The sequence below is a fragment of the Streptomyces sp. NPDC056222 genome, from assembly GCF_042264065.1.
Taxonomy (GTDB): Bacteria; Actinomycetota; Actinomycetes; order Streptomycetales; family Streptomycetaceae; genus Streptomyces.
Window position 1 is genome coordinate 1 of sequence record NZ_JBHJTL010000052.1, and the last position, 18,683, is coordinate 18,683.

The 18,683-nt window shown below is 70.0% G+C and carries 12 protein-coding genes; 10 read left to right on the forward strand and 2 right to left on the reverse strand.

What is annotated here, in order from left to right; genetic code table 11:
• Positions 1-26: 26 nt before the first annotated feature.
• On the reverse strand, positions 27-2,678 hold the full coding sequence (locus tag ACFC0D_RS23355; protein WP_376439110.1) for a SpoIIE family protein phosphatase: 2,652 nt from the start codon (positions 2,676-2,678) through the stop codon (positions 27-29).
• A gap of 268 nt (positions 2,679-2,946) precedes the next feature.
• Here ACFC0D_RS23355 and ACFC0D_RS23360 point away from each other — a divergent pair, with 268 nt between their 5' ends.
• The 10 genes from ACFC0D_RS23360 to ACFC0D_RS23405 all read left to right on the forward strand — a co-directional run bounded on the left by ACFC0D_RS23360 (position 2,947) and on the right by ACFC0D_RS23405 (position 17,955).
• Complete coding sequence (locus ACFC0D_RS23360; protein WP_376439112.1) at positions 2,947-8,445, forward strand: HAMP domain-containing protein; 5,499 nt, start codon at positions 2,947-2,949, stop codon at positions 8,443-8,445.
• A 241-nt stretch (positions 8,446-8,686) separates the two neighbouring features.
• A complete protein-coding gene (locus tag ACFC0D_RS23365) occupies positions 8,687-9,364 on the forward strand; it encodes a two-component system response regulator (RefSeq protein ID WP_376439115.1) in 678 nt (225 codons plus the stop codon).
• A 127-nt stretch (positions 9,365-9,491) separates the two neighbouring features.
• Positions 9,492-12,284: a DNA translocase FtsK gene (locus ACFC0D_RS23370; protein WP_376439118.1), complete on the forward strand. Its 2,793-nt coding sequence runs from the start codon at positions 9,492-9,494 to the stop codon at positions 12,282-12,284.
• Between the two features lie 287 nt (positions 12,285-12,571).
• On the forward strand, positions 12,572-13,402 hold the full coding sequence (locus tag ACFC0D_RS23375) for a helix-turn-helix domain-containing protein (RefSeq protein WP_376439121.1): 831 nt from the start codon (positions 12,572-12,574) through the stop codon (positions 13,400-13,402).
• A gap of 73 nt (positions 13,403-13,475) precedes the next feature.
• The gene (gene rimO, locus ACFC0D_RS23380; protein ID WP_376439124.1) at positions 13,476-14,966 is read left to right on the forward strand and encodes a 30S ribosomal protein S12 methylthiotransferase RimO; all 1,491 of its coding nucleotides are present in this window, start codon (positions 13,476-13,478) and stop codon (positions 14,964-14,966) included.
• On the forward strand, positions 14,963-15,880 hold the full coding sequence (pgsA, locus tag ACFC0D_RS23385) for a CDP-diacylglycerol--glycerol-3-phosphate 3-phosphatidyltransferase (protein ID WP_376439126.1): 918 nt from the start codon (positions 14,963-14,965) through the stop codon (positions 15,878-15,880). Before rimO ends, pgsA begins: the two co-directional genes overlap by 4 nt.
• Positions 15,877-16,386: a CinA family protein gene (locus tag ACFC0D_RS23390; RefSeq protein WP_376439129.1), complete on the forward strand. Its 510-nt coding sequence runs from the start codon at positions 15,877-15,879 to the stop codon at positions 16,384-16,386. Before pgsA ends, ACFC0D_RS23390 begins: the two co-directional genes overlap by 4 nt.
• Before the next feature lie 109 nt (positions 16,387-16,495).
• On the forward strand, positions 16,496-16,882 hold the full coding sequence (locus tag ACFC0D_RS23395; protein WP_352018529.1) for a helix-turn-helix transcriptional regulator: 387 nt from the start codon (positions 16,496-16,498) through the stop codon (positions 16,880-16,882).
• Between the two features lie 168 nt (positions 16,883-17,050).
• On the forward strand, positions 17,051-17,527 hold the full coding sequence (locus tag ACFC0D_RS23400) for a Dps family protein (protein WP_376439133.1): 477 nt from the start codon (positions 17,051-17,053) through the stop codon (positions 17,525-17,527).
• A 128-nt stretch (positions 17,528-17,655) separates the two neighbouring features.
• Positions 17,656-17,955: a hypothetical protein gene (locus ACFC0D_RS23405; protein ID WP_376439136.1), complete on the forward strand. Its 300-nt coding sequence runs from the start codon at positions 17,656-17,658 to the stop codon at positions 17,953-17,955.
• On the opposite strand, the gene ACFC0D_RS23410 is transcribed toward ACFC0D_RS23405, so the two are convergent.
• On the reverse strand, positions 17,903-18,667 hold the full coding sequence (locus ACFC0D_RS23410; protein WP_376439139.1) for an SDR family NAD(P)-dependent oxidoreductase: 765 nt from the start codon (positions 18,665-18,667) through the stop codon (positions 17,903-17,905). The genes ACFC0D_RS23405 and ACFC0D_RS23410 overlap by 53 nt on opposite strands.
• Positions 18,668-18,683: the final 16 nt, after the last annotated feature.

An 18,683-nucleotide genomic window follows, 5' to 3' on the forward strand; every position in this document is an offset into this window, starting at 1 on the left:
CTTCGGGGCAGGCCCACGGTTGGCATTCAGTCGCCGTCGAAGGGCTCCGGGAGGCGCATCGCCAGGATGGCCATGTCGTCGGAGGCGGGCTCCTGGGCGAAGCGCTCGACCGCGCGCAGAATGCGGGCGGCGACCGCGCCGGCCGTGAGGCCCGTACACGTCTTCAGGACCTCGATCAGGCCGTCGTCTCCGAGCATCCGTGTGCCCTCGCGGCGTTCCGTGACGCCGTCGGTGACGCAGAGCAGAACGTCACCCGGGTCGAGCGTGATCGTCTGCTCGTACAGCTCCAGGTCCTCCAGAACGCCCAGGAGCGGCTGCGGATCGGCTGCAGGAACGACTGTGCCGTCCTGGCGCAGGCGGAGCGGCAGCGGGTGCCCGGCGCAGACGACCTTGAGGATGGCCGAGCCGTCCTCCTGCGGCCACATCTCGCCGTACAGCAGTGTCAGGAAGCGGCTACGGGCGCCCTCGTCGAGGATGGCGGCGTTGAGGCGCTCCAGGACCGCCGGGCCGCCGAAGCCCTCGCGGGCCAGGAGGCGCAGGGCGTGCCGGGCCAGGCCCGTCACGGCCGCGGCCTCCGGGCCCGTACCGCAGACGTCGCCGATCGCGAAGCCGTAGGCGTTGTCGCGGATCGGGAAGAGGTCGTAGAAGTCTCCGCCGACCTCGTTGCCCTCGCCGGCCGCCCGGTAGATGACCTCGACCTCGACGCCGGGGATCTGGGGGAGACCAGGCGGCAGCAGGCTGCGCTGGAGGGACTGACTGATCGCCATGCGCTCCGAGTAGAGGCGGGCGTTGTCGAGGGCTAGGGCCGCTCGGCGGGAGAGGTCCTCGGCCAGTTCCAGGATCTCCTGGCGGAAGTGGTCGTCGGAGGGCTTCCCGAGGGTGAGCATCCCGATGACCCGGTTCCGGGCGACGAGCGGCAGGACCACGGTCTCGCCGCCGACCGCGGCCGCCGTGGCCAGCGTCGTATCGATGCCGGAGGACAAGGGGCCACTGCCCTGGCCCAGTTCGCGGAGCGAAGTGGAGAGTGCGGCCCGGTGCGCGGCCTCGGCCGGGGCTGCCCAGACACGGGCGCCCGGGGTGGGCACCGGGTCGGGCGGGGCGATGGACGACAGCAGGGCCTTCAGCCCGTCGATGCGGTCCTCGTCCTCGTGCAGGACGTAGGAGAGGTACGGCTCCGACACCTGGTCGGCGATCGTGTAGACAGCGCACCAGGTGGCCAAGGTGGGGACCGTCATCTGGGCCATCAGGGCCAGGGTCTGGTCGCGGTCGAGGGTGCCGGCCAGGAGGTCGGAGGCCTCGACGAGGAAGCTGAGGGAGCCGCGGCGGAGCCGTTCGAGCTCGCCGAGGCGGGCCGATTCGACGGCGAGGGCGATGCGGTCGGCGGCGAACTGGAGGCGCAGGGCCTCCTCGTTGGAGTAGCGGTTCGAGCCTTCGGCGGCGACGCCGAGCGAACCGGTGAGACGCCCCTCGACCTTGAGCGGGACGGTGACGACCGAGCGCATCCCGGTGCCTTCGAGGAGCGGGACCGCGCCGGGGACGGCGGCCAGGTCCTCGTGGACGGCCGGCATCCGGGCGGAGCCGTAGCGGCTGGCGCCGGTCTCGACGGGGACGCGGGCGAACCGCTGGCGGGCGGAGGGGAGTCCGGTGGTGGCCCGTACCTCCAGCTCGGTCTCGTCGTCCGTGGCGAGCAGCAGGAAGGCGGAGTCGCCGTCGAGCATGTCGCGGGCGCGCTCCACCGTGCGCTGCAGGAGGCCGTCGAGGTCGTCCGGGGCGGGGGAGCCGATGAAGACCTCGAAGGGGTCAGCCGTGCGGCTCTCGGCGCCCGAGTCGGAGCCCGCGGGGCGCTGTGGGGTCTGGAGGACGGCGCGCTCGTACTCCCGTACGAGGAGGCAGACCGTGGACGGCTCGCCTTCGGCGTCGCGGACGCGCAGATGGGAGGCGTACACGGGGATGACGCGGCCGTCGGCGCAGCGGATGCCGTAGCTGCCTTCCCAGCGGGAGAGTCGGAGGGCCTCGGCGAGGCCGGTGCCGATGCCGGGGGTGTGCGGCCAGGCGGCGAAGTCGCCGAGCGGCTTGCCGGTGACCTGTTCGGAGCCGTAGCCGAAGAGTTCCTCGGCGTCCTCGTTCCAGGAGGTGATGGCGCCGCCGCGGTCGATCTGGGCGACGGCGACGCGGACGCGGGTGTCCGCGACCGGGAGGAGGGCGTCCGGGAGGACCGGGCCGGCGGAGCGGGTGCCGATCGAGCGCTCGGGTAGGTCGAGTTGGAACCAGACATGTTTGTGCGTGGGGGTGTACTCGACGCCCCAGCGGGTGGCGAGGGCGGCGCACAGGAGCAGGCCCCGGCCGTTCTCCCGGTCCGGGTGGGCGAGCGTGCGGCCGCCCTGCAGGGGGATCTCGCGCTCCGGGTAGTGGTCGGCGACCTCGACGCGGACGCCGTCGTCGCTGCGCAGGCACAGCACGTCGGCGGCGGTGCCTGCGTGGATGACGGCGTTGGTGACGAGTTCGCTGGTGAGGACGACGGCGTCGTCGACGACCTCGGCGTACCCCCACCCCTGGAGGGTGTCCCGTACGAAGGCGCGGGCGGTCGCGACGGACCGCCCGACGGGGTCGAAGGTTGCAGCCGCCCGCGCGGTGATCACTGAACTCCTCGTACGCCTCTCGACGCCCGGCTCCGCCATGGTCGGTCTGCCCCTCCCGCTGCCCGGTGGTCGTCTTCGCGCCACCCCACCCCCGCCGGGCGGACCGGGGCGGTTGGACAGCCGGATGCCAGGTTACTTACCTTCGCTGTCCGACCGGATGCCGGTCACCACTGTTTCCGTCCCCCGAGGGTGGGGACGCTATGCGAAGTCGCCGAACTGTTATCGCCTGGTTCGGCTGCGGTGAAACACTGGGCAGGCTTGTGGTGACGGCCCGGGCAGTTCGGTCAACCCCTTCGGGAGGGACACGGTGGAGTCTGGCACGGCGGCGCGGCGCGGCGGCAGCAGCGGCAGCGGCACGCGGGCGAAGGGCGGACGGTCCCGGAGTGGTGGGACGGTGCAGGTGGACGCGGCAGCCATGGACAGGCTGCTGGCCGCCTTGGTCTCGATGCGGGACGGGAATCTGCGCAAGCGGCTGACCGTGTCCGGCGACGGGGTCATGGCGGAGATCTGCGCCGTGTTCAACGAGGTCGCCGACCGGCAGATGCATCTGACCGGCGAGTTGTCGCGGGTGCGGCGCATGGTCGGGCGCGAGGGCAAGCTGTCCGAGCGTCTGGAGGCGGGGGCCAGCGAGGGGGCGTGGGCGGCGGCGATCGAGGCCGCCAACGCGCTGGTCGACGACATGACGCGGCCGGTCTCCGAGGTGGGGCGGGTGCTCTCGGCGGTGGCGGAGGGCGATCTGGACCAGCGGATGGACCTGCGTTCGGACGGGCCCGACGGGGCCGCGCGGCCGCTGCGCGGGGAGTTCCTGAAGGTCGCGCGGACCGTGAACAACCTGGTCGACCAGCTGTCGGCGTTCACTGACGAAGTGACAAGGGTCGCACTCGAGGTCGGTACCGAGGGCAAGCTGGGCGGTCAGGCCCAGGTGCGCGGTATGTCCGGTTCGTGGAAGGATCTCACGGATTCGGTCAACACGATGGCGTACCGGTTGACGGCGCAGGTGCGTGACATCGCTCTCGTGACGACGGCTGTCGCCAAGGGCGATCTGTCCCGAAAGGTCACGGCGCACGTGGCCGGCGAGATGCTCGAGCTGAAGAACACCGTCAACACGATGGTGGACCAGCTGTCGTCGTTCTCCTCCGAGGTGACCCGTGTCGCGCGTGAGGTGGGTACCGAGGGCGAGCTGGGCGGTCAGGCGGAGGTCGCGGGTGTCGCCGGTGTCTGGAAGGACCTGACCGACTCCGTCAACACGATGGCGGGAAATCTCACCAATCAGGTGAGGGGTATCGCCGAGGTGACCACGGCGGTCGCCAACGGTGACCTCTCGCAGAAGGTCACGGTGAGCGCGCGCGGCGAGGTCGCGCAACTCGCGGACACGATCAACCAGATGACCGAGACGCTGCGGACGTTCGCCGACGAGGTGACCCGTGTGTCCGGTGAGGTCGGTGCCCAGGGTCTGCTCGGTGGGCAGGCGCAGGTGCCGGGTGCCGCGGGTACGTGGAAGGACCTCACCGACTCGGTCAACACCGTCTTCCGGAACATCACGACGCAGGTGCGGGACATCGCGCAGGTGACCACGGCGGTCGCCAACGGTGATCTGTCGCAGAAGGTCACCGTCGACGTGGCCGGCGAGATGCTGGAGCTGAAGAACACCGTCAACACGATGGTGGACCAGCTTTCGGCGTTCGGTTCCGAGGTGACCCGCGTCGCGCGGGAGGTCGGTGTCGAGGGTCTGCTCGGCGGTCAGGCGCAGGTGCCGGGTGCCGCGGGTACGTGGAAGGACCTCACCGACTCGGTGAACACGGCGTTCCGCAACCTGACGGGTCAGGTGCGGGACATCGCGCAGGTGACGACGGCGGTCGCCAACGGTGATCTGTCGCAGAAGGTCACCGTCGATGTCGCGGGCGAGATGCTGGAGTTGAAGAACACCGTCAACACGATGGTGTCGCAGCTGTCCTCCTTCGCCGATCAGGTGACGCGCATGGCGAGGGACGTGGGCACGGAGGGCCGCCTCGGCGGTCAGGCCCGTGTCGACGGTGTCTCCGGCACGTGGAAGGAGCTCACCGACTCCGTCAACTTCATGGCCGGCAATCTGACGTCCCAGGTGCGGCAGATCGCCCAGGTGACGACGGCGGTGGCCCGTGGTGATCTGTCGCAGAAGATCGACGTGGACGCGCGCGGCGAGATCCTGGAGCTGAAGAACACCATCAACACGATGGTCGACCAGCTGTCCGCCTTCGCGGAGCAGGTGACCAGGGTGGCCCGTGAGGTGGGTACGGACGGCCGGCTCGGCGGGCAGGCGCAGGTGCCGGGCGTCGCCGGTGTGTGGCGCGATCTGACCGACTCGGTGAACGGCATGGCCGGGAACCTCACCGCCCAGGTCCGTAACATCGCGCAGGTCGCCACGGCGGTGGCGCGCGGTGATCTGTCGCAGAAGATCGACGTGGACGCGCGCGGCGAGATCCTGGAGCTGAAGAACACCCTCAACACCATGGTCGACCAGCTCTCCAGCTTCGCCGAGCAGGTGACGCGGGTGGCCCGTGAGGTGGGTACGGAGGGCATCCTGGGCGGTCAGGCCGAGGTGCAGGGGGTCTCCGGCACCTGGAAGGACCTCACCCAGTCCGTGAACTTCATGGCGAACAACCTGACCTCGCAGGTGCGCAACATCGCCGAGGTCACGACGGCGGTCGCCAAGGGCGATCTGTCGAAGAAGATCACCGTCGACGCCAAGGGCGAGATCCTGGAGCTGGTGACGACCGTCAACACGATGGTCGACCAGCTGTCCAACTTCGCGGACGAGGTGACGCGAGTCGCCCGTGAGGTGGGTACGGAAGGCATCCTGGGCGGCCAGGCGCGGGTCCGCGGGGTCACCGGCACCTGGAAGGACCTGAGCGACAACGTCAACCTGATGGCCAACAACCTGACCAGTCAGGTGCGGAACATCTCCCGGGTCTCCGCGGCCGTCGCCAACGGCGATCTGACCAAGAAGGTGACGGTCGAGGCGCGCGGCGAGGTCGCCGAGCTCGCGGACACCGTCAACACGATGGTGACGACCCTGTCGTCGTTCGCGGACGAGGTGACGCGAGTCGCCCGCGAGGTGGGTACGGAAGGCGAACTGGGCGGTCAGGCAAGGGTTCCTGGCGTCTCGGGCACCTGGAAGGACCTGACCGAGTCGGTGAACTCGATGGCGTCGAACCTGACCGGTCAGGTGCGCCAGATCGCGACGGTCACCACCGCCATCGCCAAGGGCGATCTCACCAAGAAGATCGACATCGACGCGCGCGGCGAGATCCAGGAGCTGAAGAACACCATCAACACGATGGTCGACCAGCTGTCCAACTTCGCCGAGGAGGTCACGCGAGTGGCCCGTGAGGTGGGTACGGACGGCCAGCTGGGCGGCCAGGCGCGGGTGCGGGACGTCGACGGCACCTGGCGGGACCTGACCGAGTCCGTGAACGAGATGGCCGGGAACCTGACCCGGCAGGTGCGCGCGATCGCGGCCGTCGCCACCGCGGTGACCCGCGGCGATCTCAACCTCAAGATCGACGGCGTGGACGCGGCGGGTGAGATCCAGGCTCTCCAGGACAATATCAACACCATGATCGCCAACCTGCGCGACACGACCCTCGCCAACGAGGAGCAGGACTGGCTGAAGGGCAACCTTGCGCGGATCTCCGGTCTGATGCAGGGCCGACGGGATCTGGACGACGTCGCCTCACTCATCATGAGCGAGCTGACCCCGGTCGTCTCCGCCCAGCACGGCGCCTTCTTCGTGGCGCTGCAGACCGGCTCCTCGACGGCCAGCGCGGAACTCGGCGGGCAGGGTGAGGGCTCGTACGAGCTGCGGATGCGCGGCAGTTACGGATACTCCGCCGGCTCCATGCCCACCTCCTTCCGGCCCGGCGAGACGCTCATCGGGACAGCCGCCGAGGAGAAGCGGACGATCCAGGTCAATGTGCCGCCGGGCTATCTGAAGATCTCCTCCGGTCTCGGCGAGGCGGCGCCGGCGCATGTGATCGTGCTCCCGGTCCTCTTCGAGGGGAAGGTCCTCGGCGTGATCGAGCTGGCCTCGTTCCAGCCGTTCACCCAGATCCAGCGGGACTTCCTCAACCAGCTTGCCGAGCTGATCGCGACGACCGTCAACACCATCAGCGTCAACACCAAGACCGAGGTGCTGCTGAAGCAGTCGCAGGAGCTGACCGAGCAGCTGCGGGAGCGCTCGGCCGAGCTGGAGCACCGGCAGAAGGAGCTCCAGGGCTCCAACGCGGAGCTGGAGGAGAAGGCGGAGCTCCTCGCCCGGCAGAACCGGGACATCGAGGTGAAGAACACCGAGATCGAGGAGGCCCGGCAGGTCCTGGAGGAGCGTGCCGAACAGCTCGCCGTCTCCATGCGGTACAAGTCGGAGTTCCTGGCCAACATGTCGCACGAGCTGCGCACGCCGCTCAACTCGCTGCTTATTCTGGCCAAGCTGCTCGCCGACAACGCGGACCACAACCTCTCGCCCAAGCAGGTCGAGTTCGCCGAGACCATCCACGGCGCGGGCTCCGACCTGCTCCAGCTGATCAACGACATCCTCGACCTGTCCAAGGTCGAGGCGGGCAAGATGGACGTCTCCCCGACCCGTATCGCGCTGGTCCAGCTCGTCGACTACGTCGAGGCGACGTTCCGGCCGCTGACCGCGGAGAAGGGGCTCGACTTCTCGGTCCGGGTCTCGCCCGAACTGCCCGCCACGCTCCACACCGACGAGCAGCGGCTCCTCCAGGTGCTGCGCAACCTGCTGTCCAACGCGGTGAAGTTCACCGACACGGGCGCGGTGGAGCTGGTCATCCGGCCGGCCGGGACGGATGTGCCGCAGTCGATCCGCGAGCAGCTGCTGGAGGCCGGTTCGCTGCGCGACCCGGAGGCCGAGCTGATCGCGTTCTCCGTGACGGACACCGGCATCGGGATCGCGGCGGGCAAGATGCGGGTGATCTTCGAGGCGTTCAAGCAGGCCGACGGGACGACCAGCCGCAAGTACGGCGGTACGGGTCTGGGGCTCTCCATCAGCCGTGAGATCGCGCGGCTGCTCGGCGGTGAGATCTACGCGGCGAGCGAGCCGGGCCGCGGCTCGACGTTCACCCTCTATCTGCCATTGAGCCCGAGCGAGCTGCCTCCGCACGGGTACGGGCAGGATCCGGGGTCGATCGACCCGCAGTCGGGTCTGGAGGACGGTACGGGCGAGGGGGCGTACGCGCCCGGGCCGATGGCGGCCGACCTGCGCTCCGGCGCGGGCGCGCTGTTCCGGCACCGGCGCAAGGCGGCGCCGAGCGGCGCGGACGCGTGGCCGGCGCTGCCGGGCCAGCCCGGCCGGGCCGGTCAGAACGAGCAGACGGCGGCCGACGAGCGGGCGGACTCCGAGCCGCGCCGCACGTTCTCCTTCGGCGGCGAGAAGGTGCTGATCGTCGACGACGACATCCGCAACGTCTTCGCCCTCACCAGCGTCCTGGAACAGCACGGCCTGGCGGTGCTGTACGCGGAGAACGGCCGCGAGGGCATCGAGGTCCTGGAGCAGCACGACGATGTGACGGTCGTTCTGATGGACATCATGATGCCCGAGATGGACGGCTATGCGACGACGACGGCGATCCGGCGGATGCCGCAGTTCGCGGGGCTGCCGATCATCGCGCTCACGGCGAAGGCGATGAAGGGCGACCGGGAGAAGGCGATCGAGTCGGGTGCCTCCGACTACGTCACCAAGCCGGTCGATCCCGATCACCTGCTCTCCGTGATGGAAGAGTGGATGCGCGGAAACGGAACCGGGGGTTGTTGACGGACTGTCGCCGAGGGCGTGTGAGAGCGCGATATTCGGGGAACCTTCTGGTCTCTCACCGCGTTTCTGCTACGTGCACAGTGACATCGCGGTGACAGGGTGTGGCGACAGGCGGGGTGCGGCTACCATGACCGGCACAAGGACGGACGGCGCATGGGAGTCGTCTTCTGGGGCGGCGCCCGGTGCTTCCCCCGGCTCGGCGAGTCGGGGAGAGCCGATGCCGGGGCGAGGAGGACGGGGCATGGTGCAGAAGGCCAAGATCCTCCTGGTCGATGACCGGCCGGAGAATCTGCTGGCGCTGGAGGCCATTCTCTCCGCGCTCGATCAGACGCTGGTGCGGGCATCGTCCGGGGAGGAAGCGCTCAAGGCGCTGCTGACCGACGATTTCGCGGTCATTCTGCTGGATGTCCAGATGCCCGGAATGGACGGATTCGAGACCGCCGCGCACATCAAGCGGCGCGAGCGGACCCGGGACATTCCGATCATCTTCCTCACCGCGATCAACCACGGCCCGCACCACACCTTCCGTGGCTACGCCGCGGGCGCGGTCGACTACATCTCCAAGCCGTTCGACCCGTGGGTGCTGCGCGCCAAGGTCTCGGTCTTCGTCGAGCTGTACATGAAGAACTGTCAGTTGCGCGAGCAGGCCGCGCTGCTCCGCCTCCAGCTGGAGGGCGGCAGCGGCCACGGTGGCCACGCGAAGGAGTCGGCCGGGCTGCTCGCCGAGCTCTCCGCCCGCCTCGCCGCGGTCGAGGAGCAGGCCGAAGCCCTGTCCAAACAGCTGGACGACGACTCCGCCGACGCGGCGGCCGTCGCCACCGCCGCCCATCTGGAGCGCAAGCTCACCGGGCTGCGGCGGGCGCTCGACGCGCTGGAGCCCGGCACCGGCGGGCCGCCCGTCCTTCCCTCGCAGAGCTGACGCACCATCACCAATTCGGCGCCCGTGGTGAGCGGGCGTCAGTTTCGTGCCCAGGCAAGCACGACACGAACGGGTGAGCCCGGACGCGCACGTGTCCCTCGCCGCTCACACCGGTAACCTCAGCATCATGGCCTCACGTACGTCCGGCAAAGGTTCCCAGGGCACGGCGGGCACCGCGAAGCCGCGCGCCGGCCGTACGACTGGCGCTGCGAAGAAAGCGGCGCCCGCGAAGTCCCCTGCCAAGCCCCCCGCGAAGAAGACCGCGGCCAAGAAGGCCGCGCCGGCGAAGCGCGCGCCCGCCAAGAAGACCGCGGCGAAGAAGGCGGTCCCCAAGCCCGCACCGTCCCCGACCGGGGGCGTCTACCGGCTCGCCCGCGGACTGTGGCTCGGCCTCGCGCACGCGGTGGGAGCGATGTTCCGGGGCATAGGACGCGGAGCGAAGGGTCTCGACCCGGCGCACCGCAAGGACGGCATGGCGTTGCTGCTGCTCGGCGTCGCGCTGATCGTCGCCGCCGGGACCTGGTCCAATCTGCGCGGCCCGGTCGGCGACCTCGTCGAGATGCTCGTCACCGGCGCCTTCGGCCGCCTCGACCTGCTCGTGCCGCTGCTGGTCGGCGCCATCGGCATCCGGCTGATCCTCTACCCGGAGAAGCCCGAGGCCAACGGCCGGATCGTGATCGGCCTGTCCGCCCTCGTCCTCGGTGTGCTCGGACAGGTCCACATCGCCTGCGGCTCCCCGGGGCGCGGCGAGGGCACCGAGGCCATGCAGGACGCCGGCGGCCTGATCGGGTGGGCCGCGTCCAAGCCGCTCGTCTTCATGATGGGCGAGGTCCTCGCCGTACCCCTGCTGGTCCTGCTCACGATCTTCGGGCTCCTGGTCGTCACCGCCACCCCCGTCAACGCAATCCCGCAGCGGCTGCGTGCGCTCGGAGCCAGGCTCGGCATCGTCGAGCCCGCGGACGACCCCGAGGCGGCCGAGGAGACGTACGAGGAGGACTGGCGCGAGGCCGGCCCGCAGCCCGCCGCCCGTTCCCGGCGCGGCACCCCCGGACCCGCCCAGGTCTACGACGTCGACCGGGCCGAGGAGGAGGCGCTCACCCGGCGCAGCCGCCCGCGCCGCCCCTCGGTGCAGCCCGCCTTCGACCGTCCGATGGACGCGGTGGACGTGGCAGCCGCGGCGGCCGCCGCCCTCGACGGCGCCGTGCTCAACGGGATGCCGCCCTCCCCGCTGGTCGCCGATCTGACCCGGGACGTCACCGCCGAGCGGGCCGCCGCCCTGGCCGCGGCCGCCGCCGAAGCGGCCGAGGCTCCGCCCGCCGCCCCGGTGCCGACCGCCCGCGGCGAGAAGGCCGGGCGCATCCCCGGAGCCGTACCGGATCTGACCAAGCCGGCGCCCGAGCACACCGAGCTGCCTCCCCGGGCGGAGCAGCTGCAGCTCTCCGGGGACATCACGTACGCCCTGCCCTCGCTCGACCTGCTGGAGCGTGGCGGCCCGGGCAAGACGCGCAGCGCGGCGAACGATGCCGTGGTGGACTCGCTCTCCAACGTCTTCACCGAGTTCAAGGTGGACGCGGCCGTCACCGGATTCACCCGGGGGCCGACGGTCACGCGGTACGAGGTCGAGCTCGGTCCGGCCGTGAAGGTCGAGAAGATCACGGCCCTGACGAAGAACATCGCGTACGCCGTGGCTTCACCGGACGTCCGGATCATCTCGCCGATCCCCGGCAAGTCCGCGGTCGGCATCGAGATCCCGAACTCCGACCGGGAGATGGTCAACCTCGGCGACGTGCTGCGCCTGGCCGCGGCCGCGGAGGACGACCATCCGATGCTGGTCGCGCTCGGCAAGAACGTCGAGGGCGGCTACGAGATGGCCAACCTGGCGAAGATGCCGCACGTCCTGGTCGCCGGTGCCACCGGCTCCGGAAAGTCCTCGTGCATCAACTGCCTGATCACGTCGATCATGATAAGAGCGACCCCCGAGGACGTCCGGATGGTGCTCGTCGACCCCAAGCGGGTCGAGCTCACCGCGTACGAGGGCATCCCTCACCTGATCACGCCGATCATCACCAACCCCAAGCGGGCCGCCGAGGCCCTGCAGTGGGTCGTACGCGAGATGGACCTGCGCTACGACGACCTGGCCGCCTTCGGCTTCCGGCACATCGACGACTTCAACGAGGCCATCCGCAACGGCAAGGTCAAGCTGCCCGAAGGCAGCGAGCGTGAGCTCAAGACCTATCCGTACCTGCTGGTGATCGTGGACGAGCTGGCCGACCTGATGATGGTCGCGCCCCGGGACGTCGAGGACGCCATCGTCCGCATCACCCAGTTGGCCCGCGCCGCCGGCATCCATCTCGTGCTCGCCACCCAGCGGCCCTCGGTGGACGTCGTCACCGGTCTGATCAAGGCGAACGTGCCCTCGCGGCTCGCCTTCGCGACCTCCTCGCTCGCCGACAGCCGGGTCATCCTCGACCAGCCGGGCGCCGAGAAGCTCATCGGAAAGGGTGACGGTCTGTTCCTGCCGATGGGCGCGAACAAGCCCGTCCGGATGCAGGGCGCCTTTGTCACCGAGGCCGAGGTCGCGGCCGTCGTGCAGCACTGCAAGGACCAGATGGCGCCGGTCTTCCGGGACGACGTCACCGTCGGGACCAAGCAGAAGAAGGAGATCGACGAGGAGATCGGCGACGACCTGGACCTGCTGTGCCAGGCGGCCGAACTGGTCGTCTCCACGCAGTTCGGCTCGACCTCGATGCTCCAGCGCAAGCTGCGCGTCGGCTTCGCCAAGGCCGGGCGGCTGATGGACCTGATGGAGTCGCGGAACATCGTCGGGCCGAGCGAGGGATCCAAGGCGCGCGACGTGCTCGTCAAGCCGGATGAGCTGGACGGGGTACTGGCCGTCATTCGCGGGGAGTCCGGGGAGTGAGACCGAGGGAGTCCGGGACCCGATCGGCGGATGTCCGGGGCATGGCCCGCGGGGAGTTGCGGGCCTGATCCGCGGGTGGGCCTCGCCATAACGAGACCTGGCCGAGACTCACTCGTAAGGGAATTTGGGCAACCGTTTCCCTTGGGCGTTCGTCAAGTTGGAGGGAGGGACAGAACGATGTCCCAGCCTCATGGCGTACAAACTGCGTCCGCCCGGTTGCCCCACCCTTTCGTACCACCCATAGACTGAACATCCAGCAGGTGGTTACACGCTCGAAAGGCGCTCTCGTGTCCATCGGCAACTCCCCCGAATCCCCCGAAGACGACCGGAACTTCCCGGCAGACGACCGGGATTCGATCGGTCGTGCTCTCCAGCAGGCCCGGATCGCCGCCGGTCTCACCGTCGACGAGGTCAGTGCCTCCACGCGCGTCCGTATCCCGATCGTTCACGCGATCGAGGAGGACGACTTCACGCGCTGCGGCGGCGATGTCTACGCCCGCGGTCACATTCGTACGCTCGCGCGTGCCGTGGGACTCGATCCCTCGGCTCTCATCGAGCAGTACGACGCCGACCACGGCGGCCGGCCCTCGCCCACCCCCGCCGCACCCCTCTTCGAGGCGGAACGCATCCGCCCCGAGCCGCGCCGTCCCAACTGGACCGCCGCCATGGTGGCCGCGATCGTCGCCGTCGTCGGTTTCGTCGGCTTCACGATGTTCAACGGGAACGACACGGCGAACACCGGTGGCGCGGTGGCCGAGGGCCCGGCCCCCGACAAGAAGACCACCGCTCCCACCACGAAACCGACCAAGACCCCGAAGCCGGTCCCCACCGGCAGCGCCATCGCGGCGGTCCCGAAGGACAAGGTCACGGTCAAGCTCACCGCGGTCGGCGACAAGAGCTGGATCTCGGCCAAGGCGAGCGACGGCAAGCTGCTCTTCGACGGGCTCCTCCTCAAGGGCGAGTCCAAGACCTTCCAGGACGACGAGCGCGTCGACCTGATCCTCGGCAACGCCGGCCCGATCGAGCTCTTCGTGAACGGCAAGAAGATCGAAGAGAAGTTCGAGTCGGGTGCCGTCGAGCGGCTCTCGTACACCAAGGGTGCCCCCGAGTCCGGATGAGGTTCCGGGCAGCCGTCGCGCAGGTGAACCCTGCGCGGCGGGGGTACGGCCAGGACGAAGTAGTCTTGAGCCCATGCCCGAACGCCGTACCGTCGCCCTTGTCACTCTTGGCTGCGCCCGTAACGAGGTGGACTCGGAGGAGCTCGCAGGCCGCTTGGCAGCGGACGGCTGGGAGCTCGTCGAGAACGCCGAGGACGCAGATGTCGCCGTCGTCAACACCTGTGGATTCGTCGAGGCCGCCAAGAAGGACTCCGTCGACGCCCTCCTCGAAGCCAATGATCTGAAGGATCACGGCAAGACCCAGGCCGTCGTGGCCGTCGGCTGCATGGCCGAGCGGTACGGCAAGGAGCTCGCCGAGGCGCTGCCCGAGGCCGACGGCGTGCTCGGCTTCGACGACTACGCCGACATCTCCGGCCGCCTCCAGACCATCCTCAGCGGTGGCAGCGTGGAGGCCCACACCCCGCGCGACCGGCGCAAACTGCTTCCGCTGTCCCCGGTGGAGCGGCAGCAGGCCGCCGCCGAGGTCGCGCTCCCGGGCCACGGCGCCGTGGAGGCGCCCGAGAACGTGCCGAGCGACCTCCCCGAGGGACTCGCCCCGGCCTCCGGCCCGCGCGCCCCGCTGCGCCGCCGGCTGGACCGCAGCCCCGTCGCCTCGGTGAAGCTCGCCTCCGGCTGCGACCGCCGCTGCTCCTTCTGCGCCATCCCGTCCTTCCGCGGCTCCTTCGTCTCGCGACGTCCCTCCGACGTCCTGAACGAGACGCGCTGGCTCGCCGAGCAGGGCGTGAAGGAGATCATGCTGGTCTCCGAGAACAACACCTCCTACGGCAAGGACCTGGGCGACATCCGCCTCCTGGAGAGCCTGCTGCCCGACCTCGCGGCCGTCGACGGCATCGAGCGGGTACGGGTCAGCTACCTCCAGCCCGCCGAGATGCGCCCCGGCCTCATCGACGTTCTGACGTCGACCGAGAAGGTCGCCCCGTACTTCGACCTGTCCTTCCAGCACAGCGCCCCCGACGTGCTCCGGGCCATGCGCCGCTTCGGTGACACCGACCGCTTCCTGGAGCTCCTGGGCACGATCCGTGACAAGGCCCCGACGGCCGGCGCCCGGTCCAACTTCATCGTCGGATTCCCCGGCGAGACCGAGGCGGACTTCGCCGAGCTGGAACGCTTCATCACCCACGCCCGTCTCGACGCCATCGGCGTCTTCGGCTACTCCGACGAGGACGGCACGGAAGCCGCCACGTACGAGCACAAGCTCGACCAGGAGGTCGTCGACGAGCGGCTCGCCCATCTCTCACGGCTCGCCGAGGAGCTCACCGCCCAGCGTGCGGAGGAGCGGATCGGAGAGACCCTGGAAGTACTCGTCGAATCGATCGACGAGGAGGACGGCGTGATCGGCCGTGCGGCCCACCAGGCGCCCGAGACGGACGGGCAGGTCGTCATCACCACGGACTCGGTCGACGGCCGGGATCTCGCTCCCGGCCGTATGGTCGTGGCGAAGGTCGTGGGAACGGAAGGCGTCGACCTGGTGGCCGAGTGTCTTTTTGAGGAGGCGGGCAGATGACCGGAGTCCCGGCATCCGCTTCGGGCGGGACCGGTAGGCCCGCGCCCGGCGGCAAGCTGGGGGTCCCCCCTCGCCCGCAGGGCGCAGGGGGAGCCAAGGCCGTCGACCAGGCGGGCCTCTGGAACATCGCGAACATCCTCACCATGATCCGCCTGGTGCTCGTGCCGGCCTTCGTGGTGCTGCTGCTCCAGGACGGTGGGCACGACCCGGTCTGGCGTGCCTGGGCATGGGCCGCGTTCGCCGTCGCCATGATCACGGACGTCTTCGACGGCCATCTGGCGCGGACGTACAACCTGGTCACGGACTTCGGGAAGATCGCCGACCCGATCGCCGACAAGGCGATCATGGCCGCGGGGCTTATCTGTCTGTCGTCGCTCGGGGACCTGCCCTGGTGGGTGACGGCCGTGATCCTCGCGCGTGAGCTGGGCATCACGCTGATGCGGTTCTGGGTGATCCGGCACGGGGTCATCCCGGCCAGCCGCGGCGGCAAGATGAAGACGCTGGCGCAGGGCACGGCGGTCGGTATGTACGTGCTGGTGCTCACCGGTCCACTCGCCACCTTGCGCTTCTGGGTGATGGCGGTGGCCGTCGTGCTGACGGTCGTCACCGCTCTGGACTATGTGCGAGAGGCGATCGTCCTGCGACGCAAGGGGCTGGCGGAACGCGCCGCGCAGTCCGGCGGAGGGGCGGTCGGCGGGTCGGGCGGCGGTTCGGTCGGCGCGGGTGATGAGCCGGTCGCGGGATCGGTCGACTCGGGAGATTCGGGCGGCGAGTCCGTCGGCGGGTCGGTCGGAGAGCCGGTCGGTGAGTCCGTTCCGGGGCAGCCCGCCACGGGGCCGGAGGCCGAGGCGCCCGAGGTGCCCGGGGGTTCCGGGGCGTCCGCGAAGGGACCGGCGGCGGGGTCGGCGCGATGAACGAAGCCGCCCGGGTGCTGGAACTGCTCGCGGAGCGTGGTCATACAGTGGCCGCCGCGGAGTCCCTCACGGGCGGCCTGGTGGCCGCGGAGCTCACAGGGGTGCCTGGAGCATCGAACGGCTTCCGCGGGTCCGTCACCGCGTACGCCACGGCCCTCAAGCACGAACTCCTGGGGGTCGACAAGACCCTTCTGGCCGAGCGCGGAGCGGTCGATCCCGAGGTCGCGCTGCAGATGGCGGCCGGTGCGCGCCGGCGACTGGGCGCCGACTGGGGGATCGCCACGACCGGCGTGGCCGGGCCCGATCCGCAGGACGGACAGCCCGTCGGAACGGTGTACGTGGCCGTCGCGGGACCCGTCGGAGCCGGGAAAGTGGCCGCATTGCGGTTGAACGGCGGCCGTGCGGAAATCCGTAGAGAGAGTGTACGGAGCGTGCTGGAACTGCTCGGCGACGAACTCTCGGGAAATGGGCGGGCACAGGATACGGAACAGAACGGGGGGAATTGATGTTTGCAGCCCTGAGTGAACACGACATCGCTCCCCGCACGGCCGCAGCGCGAGGCGGTACGGTGGGGCGTGAAGGATGCGGCTACGCGGTCCGAGGAGGGAGCCACCGATGATTCTGCTCCGTCGCCTGTTGGGTGACGTGCTGCGTCGGCAGCGCCAGCGCCAGGGCCGTACTCTGCGCGAAGTCTCCTCGTCCGCCCGAGTTTCGCTCGGCTATCTCTCCGAGGTGGAGCGGGGGCAGAAGGAGGCTTCCTCCGAGCTGCTCTCCGCGATCTGCGACGCGCTTGACGTACGGATGTCCGAGCTCATGCGTGAAGTGAGCGACGAGCTGTCGCTGGCCGAACTGGCCGAGTCTGCAGCGGCGAGCGAACCGGTGCCCGCGCCGGTACGTCGCCCGATGCTCAATTCGGTGTCGGTGACGTCGGTGGCAGGTGTGCCCACCGAGCGGGTGACCATCAAGGCGCCCGCAGAAGCGGTGGACGTCGTCGCTGCCTGAACCGAAGTGGGCGAGAGCCCCGGGTGGTGTCCTCTACGGACGCCGGCCGGGGCTTTCGTCGTCTCCCGGGCGTCATATTGCTGTTTTGGTCGCATTTAGTCCGAGATGCCCGGCTTCATGGGTTCATGCCATGGTGGGGAGGAACGTACGACTGGTTGGAGATCCCGCATGTCTGTCGTCAAGAGCTCGCTGTCCGACGCCGACCTCAAGACGGTCGGCGGCGCCCTGCAGGGCGCGCTGGTCGACCTGGTCGATCTCGCCCTGGTTGCCAAGCAGGTGCACTGGAACGTGGTCGGACCGCGCTTCCGCTCCGTTCATCTGCAGCTCGACGAGGTCGTGGTCACCGCGCGTCAGCACTCCGACATCGTGGCGGAACGCGCCTCCGCGATCGGCGTGAACCCTGACGGGCGTTCCGCGACGGTCGCGTCGACGAGCGCGATCGGCGCCGTGTCCGTCCCCGATGGGTGGATCAAGGACGGGGACGCCGTCGGGATCCTGGTCGAGGCGCTCGGCTCCGTGGTCGTACGGATGCGGGAGCGCATCAAGGTGACCGAGGACCCCGATCCGGTCACGCAGGACATCCTCATCGGTCTGACGGCCGACCTCGAGAAGCATGCGTGGATGTTCCAGGCGGAGAGCGCCTAGGCGTGGCGCGGGTGCCGAGCGGGCCGCGGGCGCCGCGCATGTCGTGCTGGGCGTGCGCCGGGTCTGCCTCCGGTGCGCCCTCCCGTCGTGCGATACGCCCGGTCTAGCGTCGACCGGAGGAGGCGGCCATGGAGCGGCGACGGGTTCCGCTGGTGACGCCCGCGTGGATCGCGGGCGGGCTGGTGGCCGGCGGGCTGTGGTGGTGGGCGGTGCTGCGACTGGTGCTGGTCCCGGAGCACTCGGGACTGGTGGAGGGGGCGGTCGCGGCCGGTGGCTGGGGGTTGAGCCTGCTGCCGGTGCATGTGGCGCCGTCAGCCGCCGCGGGCGGCACAGCACGCGACGGCCGGACGGCGGAGCGCACGGGGGGCGCACCGGTCACCACGGCATCGCGACCCCGCCGTTGGGGCGGAGGATCTGACCCGTCGTGAACGACGCCGCGTCGGAGGCGAGGTGGAGGACCGCGTGCGCGATGTCCTCCGGCTCACCCACCCGACCCAGGGGGGAGTGGCGGGCCATGGCCGTCTCCGCCTGCTGCTGCGCGGCCGGTTCGTGGCGGTCGGTCATGGGGGTGCGGATCCAGCCGGGGGCGATCGCGTTGACCCGGATGCCGTGCCGTCCGACCTCCGTGGCCAGGGTCTTGGTCAGCTGCACGACGGCGGCCTTGGTGACGCTGTAGCAGAGCAGGCCCGGGCTTGCGGTGTCCATCGCGCCCGAGGCCATCGTGACGATGGAGCCACGGGTCCCGCTCGCGATCATCGAGCGGGCCGCCTCCTGGCAGGCGTAGAGGACCCCCTTGAAATTGACCCCGAGAACACGGTCCAGATCCTCGTCACGGGTCTCCAGAACCGTGCTGGTGTGCATGATTCCGGCGACGGCCGCCATCGTGTGCAGCGGGCCGGCGCTCGCGACGGCGGCGGCGAGGGCGGCGCGGTCGGTGACGTCGAGGGTGTACGTGTGTGCCGTGCCGCCTCGTTTCTCGACGAGATCCGCGGTTCCGCGGAGGCCGACTTCGTCGAGATCCGCGCAGTGGACGGTCGCGCCCGCCTCCGCGAGGAGTGCGGCGGTCGCGCGGCCGATCCCGCTCGCGGCGCCGGTGACGAACGCGGTGCGGCCGGTGAGGTCGTACGCCGTGAGGGCCATGACCGGACCGTACGAC

What these genes read in the sequence shown, in the direction of transcription:
- ACFC0D_RS23365 (WP_376439115.1), top strand. Translation starts at nt 8,687, where the DNA reads ATGGTGCAGAAGGCCAAGATCCTCCTGGTCGATGACCGGCCGGAGAAT.
- ACFC0D_RS23405 (WP_376439136.1), top strand. Translation starts at nt 17,656, where the DNA reads ATGGAGCGGCGACGGGTTCCGCTGGTGACGCCCGCGTGGATCGCGGGC.
- rimO (WP_376439124.1), top strand. Translation starts at nt 13,476, where the DNA reads ATGCCCGAACGCCGTACCGTCGCCCTTGTCACTCTTGGCTGCGCCCGT.
- ACFC0D_RS23400 (WP_376439133.1), top strand. Translation starts at nt 17,051, where the DNA reads ATGTCTGTCGTCAAGAGCTCGCTGTCCGACGCCGACCTCAAGACGGTC.
- ACFC0D_RS23355 (WP_376439110.1), bottom strand. Translation starts at nt 2,678, where the DNA reads ATGGCGGAGCCGGGCGTCGAGAGGCGTACGAGGAGTTCAGTGATCACC.
- ACFC0D_RS23370 (WP_376439118.1), top strand. Translation starts at nt 9,492, where the DNA reads ATGGCCTCACGTACGTCCGGCAAAGGTTCCCAGGGCACGGCGGGCACC.
- pgsA (WP_376439126.1), top strand. Translation starts at nt 14,963, where the DNA reads ATGACCGGAGTCCCGGCATCCGCTTCGGGCGGGACCGGTAGGCCCGCG.
- ACFC0D_RS23395 (WP_352018529.1), top strand. Translation starts at nt 16,496, where the DNA reads ATGATTCTGCTCCGTCGCCTGTTGGGTGACGTGCTGCGTCGGCAGCGC.
- ACFC0D_RS23390 (WP_376439129.1), top strand. Translation starts at nt 15,877, where the DNA reads ATGAACGAAGCCGCCCGGGTGCTGGAACTGCTCGCGGAGCGTGGTCAT.
- ACFC0D_RS23410 (WP_376439139.1), bottom strand. Translation starts at nt 18,667, where the DNA reads ATGGCCCTCACGGCGTACGACCTCACCGGCCGCACCGCGTTCGTCACC.